Source organism: Bacillus sp. JJ1764, assembly GCF_036962145.1.
Lineage (GTDB): Bacteria > Bacillota > Bacilli > Bacillales > Cytobacillaceae > Neobacillus.
In genome coordinates this window covers 1-7677 of record NZ_JBALNY010000223.1, presented here as the reverse complement: position 1 = coordinate 7677, position 7677 = coordinate 1, and the positions used below count along the sequence as shown (strand labels likewise).

The 7677-nt window shown below is 38.7% G+C and carries 5 protein-coding genes; 1 reads left to right on the top strand and 4 read right to left on the bottom strand.

Annotation, left to right across the window (positions count from 1 at the left end; genetic code table 11):
• A partial coding sequence (locus V7083_RS22715; protein WP_335482365.1) for a polyprenyl synthetase family protein occupies positions 1 to 2244 on the bottom strand: 2244 nt, incomplete at its 3' end.
• Between the two features lie 197 nt (positions 2245 to 2441).
• Complete coding sequence (locus V7083_RS22710; RefSeq protein WP_335482363.1) at positions 2442 to 4424, bottom strand: FAD-dependent oxidoreductase; 1983 nt, start codon at positions 4422 to 4424, stop codon at positions 2442 to 2444.
• A gap of 212 nt (positions 4425 to 4636) precedes the next feature.
• On the opposite strand from V7083_RS22710, the gene V7083_RS22705 reads away from it, so the two are divergent.
• The gene (locus V7083_RS22705) at positions 4637 to 5896 is read left to right on the top strand and encodes an erythromycin esterase family protein (RefSeq protein WP_335482361.1); all 1260 of its coding nucleotides are present in this window, start codon (positions 4637 to 4639) and stop codon (positions 5894 to 5896) included.
• Between the two features lie 36 nt (positions 5897 to 5932).
• Here the strand turns inward: V7083_RS22705 and V7083_RS22700 are convergent, their stop codons facing one another.
• Both V7083_RS22700 and V7083_RS22695 read right to left on the bottom strand, forming a co-directional pair.
• Positions 5933 to 7279, bottom strand: coding sequence for an acetyl-CoA carboxylase biotin carboxylase subunit (locus tag V7083_RS22700; RefSeq protein WP_335482359.1), 1347 nt, complete (start codon positions 7277 to 7279; stop codon positions 5933 to 5935).
• 181 nt (positions 7280 to 7460) lie between these two features.
• The coding region (locus tag V7083_RS22695; protein ID WP_335482357.1) for a hypothetical protein at positions 7461 to 7677 on the bottom strand (217 nt) is incomplete at its 5' end.

Sequence of the window (7677 nt, the reverse complement as noted above, 5' to 3'; positions counted from 1 at the left end):
CTCAATACCTAATATAGTTACAAAAGTAGAGTTTTTGTTTTCAGCATCTTTGCCCGGTAGTTTTCCAAGTACCGACAATTCCCCTTCTACATCTAATAAATCATCTTTTATCTGAAACGCAATACCGGCATGACGGGCAAATTTTTTTAATGAGTCCATTTCAGCAGCATTGGCATTAGCTAGAATCGCCGGCATGATGAGCGATGCCTCAAACGCCATCCCTGTTTTATAAAAGCACAATGTATTTAATTCTTCAACGGTTAATGCTTTCCCTTTCGAATTCAAGTCCATTGTCTGACCCTTACACATTTCTTCGGTTACCATTGCTGAGTATTGAATAAGCCCAAGGACTGTTTTCGCATCAAAATGGGTGATCGAAGCTTGTTCTTCAATGGCCTTTTGGGTAAGAAATAATCCCGTCAACTCAGCAGTAGCGGAGTTAAAAACTTGATGTAATGTTGGACGTCCCCGGCGGAAAGCAGCATTATCCTGTGATGGCAAATCATCAAAGATTAACGAGGCGGTATGCATATATTCTAATGATCTTAATAGTGGAATAATGGTCGATTCATCCAACCCATAGCCATTGACCCCCATCACCCAAGTCATGATGGGTCGCAATCTCTTTCCATCACCATCGAGACTGTAATTGGCAGCCTTGACTATAGGATCGACAGCATTCACCATTTGATTGATCTTTAAATTACTGTTGATCTTCACTCGTACTTGTTCAACCGTTTCTTTAAATTGATCCTGCTCTTTTCGATCATTTTTCAAATTCGAAATCATCTGATCACGAAGCAGTTTATCAAAAAAATCTACATCATCTGCTTTTCGCACCAATTTTTGAATCAGCTCATTAAACCCTCCCATTTTAGAGGAAAACAGCTTCATCACTTCATTATACTTGTCGGCCCCCATTTTTTCCTTATAACGTTTTAACCCGTTAATGGCCCGATCCAACATCACTTCACATGTTTTACGGTCTGAGTTGTAAACATCGTGAATTAAATGAGAAATAACCGCCCAGTACAATTCAAAAGGGTTTATCAGATCAGGTCGAATAGTATGATATTTCATATAATAGGTATAAGGTGTTACAGCGCCCTCTTCCAAATCATCAAACATATCGGCGAAATCATCTGCCAATTGATTATAGATTCCATAGAAAAATGTTCTTGCATCAAATCCTTGATCCTCTGGTGCATCCATTACAGACCTTGCGATTAAACGAGACGAAGCTGATTTTAAAATGACTGGGATGAAAAGCTCCTCATTCGTATAGTTTGGATTCCTTAAATCCTTTTCTCGATCTAATTCTTGCGATCGGAAAAACACGTATGCCTGCTCGAAGAACAATTTCCTTGTATCAGGTTGATGGTAGGATTTTATAAATTTGAAGGCTTCGCTAAGTTCGGAATGAATAAATGAGATTAGGGTCATATTGCTTCCTGACCATGGACCAAAATCCGAGACTTCCCCTGTCAAAAGGGCTTTTTCAATTAAATTGGAATACTGTTTTTTTTCATTATTCGATAAAATATTGGAATCAAGGAGGTCATCAACAAATGGGTAGGTTAATCCATAGGAATAACCCAGCCTAATGGCTTCATCTAACCTTCGTGACCGCTCAACCGGAGGTGTATCCTCATCCAACTCATCATCCACATGCATGACAACACCTGCGATTATTTTCATGAGTTTGCGTTGGGCATGTTCTGCATCCATTCCTTTTGGAAGATTGTCAGAAACCTTTTTTAATTTTTCCAACAGCCAAATAATCGTGGATTCAATCGCCTCCTTCTGTCCCCAGCGGTATAACCATGCGATATCAAAAACCTCTGTTTTCGTTTCATCCTCATTTGTCAGATTTTTTTTCAAGCGTTGTACCACTTGAGTAACTTTGTCTCTTGTACTCTGATCCCTTAAGTCTTTGCCTAAATCACGCATGTATAAATAAGAAATGCTCCGATCAAGGTAACTTTCTAATTTTCCCTTATAATTCAACCACTTAATGTAATGATGATAATTATTGGTCTCAGGTTTACCCTTCCGCTGTGAAAATAATGAAAACACTGGGTAATGGTGAATATGATTTTGCTTCCATGTATGAAAATCTTTAGTCAGGTGATCGACATAGGTCTTTTGCATAGCCTGAGTGTAAAGTGTCTTGAAGTAATCAGCCGCTTTCTGCTCTGCCTGCTGATAGCAAACCTGAGGATCTATCATTAACGTTGTATTCATTCTCCACTACCCCTACTTAATATCTATTGAAATACCATAATATATATCTTTTATTACCAATTTATTACCTAAAACTTAAGTTTACCTTATCTGTCAAAGTTAGTTAATACTATTACGTAAACTTCGATTAAATGTTTCAACTACTTTTGAAAAATAAAAATGACTATCAAATAGGCAATTTGATAGTCATTTTGGTATTAGAATGATCCTACCGGTTCCTTCACTTTTTCGATATTTGTTGCAAGTGCCTCTAGTACATACGCTTTTTCAAAACCATCTTTAATGGCATTTGTGATGGAGCTCGGGTCATTGGCATCGCCTAGAACGAAGACATTTTCAAAATGCTCGCGGTAGGATTCTTCTAATGGGTTATGGGCCTGTGTTCCCAATGAAAAGACAACATGATCCACGTTCATTTCTGATTGTTCTTCCATCTTGTCCTTTATAATAATAGAATTTGGAAGTATTTGATCCAATTTCTTTCCTTCTATGATTTGGACATGATTATTTCTTAAACGATTTATTAACATCATTCTTGTAGGTGCAGAAACCTTTCCACCGGTAGCTGTTGGGACATCGATTAAGATCACTTGGTTCCCTTTTTCGGCAAGCTTCCTAGCAACACTATAACACACCATGCCGCTACCGATTACGGCAATTCGTTTATTTACAAAAGCCTGTCGTTCCAAAAGTACATCTTCATAGTCACAAACGATTGGTAGGTCCATTCCCATCATATTTGGCATGATTGGTTTAGCTCCGGTTGCAAGGAATACGGCATATGGATTTATTGCCTTGATTTTATCAATGGAAGCCTCTGTTCCTAATCGTACATCTACATGCAATCGTTCCATTTCATGGCGATGATAATCAATAATCCAGTTCATTTTTTCTTTGGCCACTGGTGTTGTGACAAGATTTAATTGACCGCCTAGTTTGTTGTCTTTTTCAAAAATGGTTACCTGGTATCCTTTTAATGATAGGATCCTGGCTGCCTCCATTCCTCCAGGTCCACCGCCAACGATCGCGACATTCCGCTTTTCCTCAATTGGTTTCATTTCCGGAAATTCCAGCTCTCTACCGGCTCTAACATTTACAGAGCATTTCACGTTCATTTCCATCGCCGATCTTATACAACTCAAGCAGCAAATACACTTTCGAATCTCTTGATCTCGACCTTCTAATGCTTTTTTCGACCAGTCAGGATCAGCAATTTGTCCACGACCTATTGCAATAAAATCCGCTCGTTGTTCTTCTAGAATTTTCTCCGCAAATTTAGGCTCGCGAATGACCCCAACAGTTATCACAGGAATGTTTACTACTTTTTTTATTTCTTCGGCAAGATACACTTTCCAACCTTGTTCAAACATCATGGATTCAATCATCTTGTCCATAGAGTTATAATTTCCGCAGCTTGCATGGATACCATCAACACCTATTTTTTCAAGATACATGCTGATTTCTTTACTTAAACTTACATTCTGTCCTCCTTCATCAAATTCATCTACACTAAGACGAACCGTGACAGGATAATCCCAGCCGCACTTTTCCTTTATGCCGACGACAATTTCTTTTAAAAATCTCATGCGGTTTTCAAAACTTCCACCGTATTCATCTGTTCGCAAATTGGTATTGGGACTTATAAATTGATTGATTAAGTAGCCGTGGGCACCGTGCACTTCCACACCATCAATACCCGCAGTTTTACATCTGATTGCAGCTTTAATAAATTTATTTACTAACTCTTTTACTTCGGCATTCGTTAACTCCCTAGGTTCTTCCCCTACTGCTGCACATGTAATCGCACTTGGAGCAACCATTTGTTTTCCTTCTGTCAGTATAGAATTAGATTGCCTTCCAGCGTGATGGAGCTGAACAAAAATCTTTGCATCATATTTATGTACGGCATTGGCTAAGCGATGGAAGCCGGTAACAAATCGATCTTCATCGATTCTTAATTGATTAAGCATTCCCTTTCCTAATTCATAGTCAATGGAAGTAAACTCGACGATGATTAATCCCGTACCACCCATTGCCCTTTCCTCATAGTAGCGAATCTGACGGTCAGTCACTTCACCGTAAGGACCAGCAAGGTTGGTTCCCATAGGTGGCATCACTACTCGATTTTTCAAAACTAAGCTGCCGATTTTTCCTTTTTCGAATAAATGAGGGTATTTCATATGTTTCCTCCTTTATTTTGTGAAAACTTTCACAAATATACTTAAAAAGAAAATATTCCCAAACTCTATTATATACAAAAAAATGGTTGAAATTGTGATAATAATGCGACACTTTGTTTTCTACCATCTACTAATAAAAAATTTTCTTGAAGTAAATCCTATGTTTAAGAAGAATATGACACTGTTCAAATATATAAAACTGGGGGAATAATATGGATAAAATTGTCCAAGCCATTAGACAATCGGCAATACCACTGACTAAAAATGATGGATATTCTATTCTTTTGGAAAAGGCTGCCCAAGTAAAACATGTGTTATTAGGTGAATCATCACATGGAACCTCTGAATTTTATAAGATTCGTGCTCAGCTATCCAAAAGATTGATTGAGGATTTGGGATATTCATTCATTGCCGTTGAAGGAGATTGGCCAGCATGCCAAAAAGTAAATCGTTACATTAAAGGCTATGACCAAGTACACAAAAACGCCCGAGAGGTGTTGTCCACTTTTCATCGTTGGCCAACTTGGATGTGGGCAAATGAAGAAATGATTGAACTAATCGAATGGATAAAGGAATTGAACCTAAAGCGCCCCAAAAATAACCAGGTCGGCTTTTATGGAATAGATGTCTATAGTTTATGGGAATCCATGGATGAAATTATTCGTTATTTAGAAAAAACAAACTACCCTGATATTGAAAAAGCCAAAAGGGCATTTGCCTGTTTTGAGCCTTTTAATCGAGAACCACAAATGTATGGTGTTTCAGCTGCTTTTTATTCTGAGGGCTGCCATGATGAAGTTATTCAGCTTTTGACTGAAATCGTAACAAACAAGGAAAAATATACTAGTTTGGAAGAAAGCCAATTAAATCTCGAGGTAAATGCGTTGATCACAGCAAACGCCGAAAACTATTATCGGACTATGGTTGTGAATGATAACGAATCTTGGAATATTCGTGACCGGCACATGGTTGAAGTATTAAATAAAATCAGTTCCTTTTACGGAAATGAGTCAAAGGGAATTATCTGGGAGCATAATACCCATGTTGGAGATGCCCGAGCAACCGATATGACAGATGCAGGGATGGTAAATGTGGGACAAATAGTTAGAGAGCAGCTTGGGACTGAAAACGTGTTTATTGTTGGATTCGGAACCCATCGGGGAACGGTCATCGCCGCGGATGCATGGGGTGATGACTTTAAAAGAATCGTGGTTCCTTCTGCTCAAGAAGGGAGTTGGGAAGATCTCTTGCATAAGGCGGGCCAATACGACAAAATGATCATTTTCAATGAAAATAACAGTGAATTTAACAAGAGAATGGGTCACCGTGCCATCGGAGTGGTGTATGATCCTAGTTACGAGCATTTTGGAAACTACGTTCCTTCCATCCTTTCTCAACGATATAATGCATTTATTTATGTTGATTCTACCAATGCCCTTCAACCATTAAAGTTAGAGAAAATATATATTTAAAAAAGCGACAACTAGCTTTGTCGCTTTTTTTTACTGTTATTTTTTCACTTGAAGAAATTCTGTTACAAAGTTGGTGGTTGTATTCCCCACTTTAAAAGCTGGGTGACTTATTACTTCTTTTAACATAGGGATATTCGTTTTTATTCCTTCTATTGAAAAATCATTTAAAGCGTTTAGTAAGGTTTTAATCGTTTCATCACGATCTTCACCTTTAGCAATCAACTTGGCAACCATTGGATCGTAAAAAGGCGTTACCTTTGATTGATCATGAATCGCTAATTCGTTACGGATACTAGGACCTTCTGGTACGACTAATTTTGTGATTTGCCCTGGAGAAGGGAAGAATGTTTTGGGATCCTCGGCATAAATCCTTACCTCTATTGCATGGCCCTCGAATTTTACTTCCGATTGGGTAAAAGTTAGTTGCTCACCAGCTCCGATGCGAAGCTGCCATTCCACCAAATCAAGCCCGGTAATTTCCTCTGTTACTGGATGCTCTACTTGAAGTCTTGTATTCATCTCTAAAAAGTAAAAATTTTTGTTTTCATCAACTAAAAATTCTATTGTACCGGCATTGGTATAGCCGAGAGACCTTACTGCTTTGACAGCTGCTTCGCCCATTTTTTGCCGTGTTTCTTTATCTAAAAACGGTGATGGCGCCTCTTCCACTACTTTTTGATGGCGGCGTTGAATTGAACATTCCCTCTCCCATAAATATAGAGCATTTCCATGGGAATCTGCTAATACTTGTATTTCAATATGCCTTGGATTGGCAATAAACTTTTCCACATACATGGCCCCATCACCAAAGAAATCAGTGGCGCGTTTTTGATTGCCAGCATATGCTCTTTTTATTTCATCATCATTGTGGGCAATCTGCATACCTATTCCTCCGCCCCCTGCAGAGGCTTTTAGCATGACCGGATATCCAAATTTAGTTGCGATTAAAGCCGCCTCCTCAGCATCTTTAAGAGGATAGGTAATTCCTGGAACAACAGGCAACCCAGCTGATTCCATCATTTTTCTAGATTCAATTTTGCTTCCCATTTTAGCAATGACGTCAGGGCTTGGTCCAATAAATACGATACCAGCTTCTTCACAACTTCTAGCGAAGGTGGCATTTTCGGAAAGAAGTCCATACCCAGGATGAATGGCCTCTGCCCTAGTCTGCTTGGCCACATCAATTATTCTATTAATATTTAAATAGCTCTCATTCACTCTTGGCCCACCAACTAGATAGGCTTCATCTGCAAAGCGGACATGAGGAGCGTCTGCATCTGCTTCTGAAAAGATGGCAACTGTTTTAATCCCCTGTTGTTTACAAGTTCTCATAATACGTACAGCAATTTCTCCGCGATTGGCAACTAATATCTTTGTAAACATCGTAATCCCTCCTCTTGGAATACCTGATTGAACCTTATAGAGTAGAGTGAGTTTGAATCTCACCCTCAACTAACACTATTAGACATCTTTTCTCGATATTCCTGCTAATTGAGTTGGGTACTTGGTTTATTGAACAATTTTGCTTTAGAATTCTGTCGCTTGGGCATTGAATCTATTTCTATCAAGACATCTCTTGCTGACTTTTCTGCTTACCGTTCCTTGAGACGATTTTTATTAGAGCATCTTTTACAGTGATATACTTTTCTAATTTTCCTATAAACAAGTTAAGATAGCCTGGGACATCAACTGTTTTTTTTGTTTCTTCCTTGTCCGAAGTTGGCTTGGCTTCAGACTCTATCTCGCTCGTTTGACTTTCCCTTGTCTGAAGGTTGCTCGAC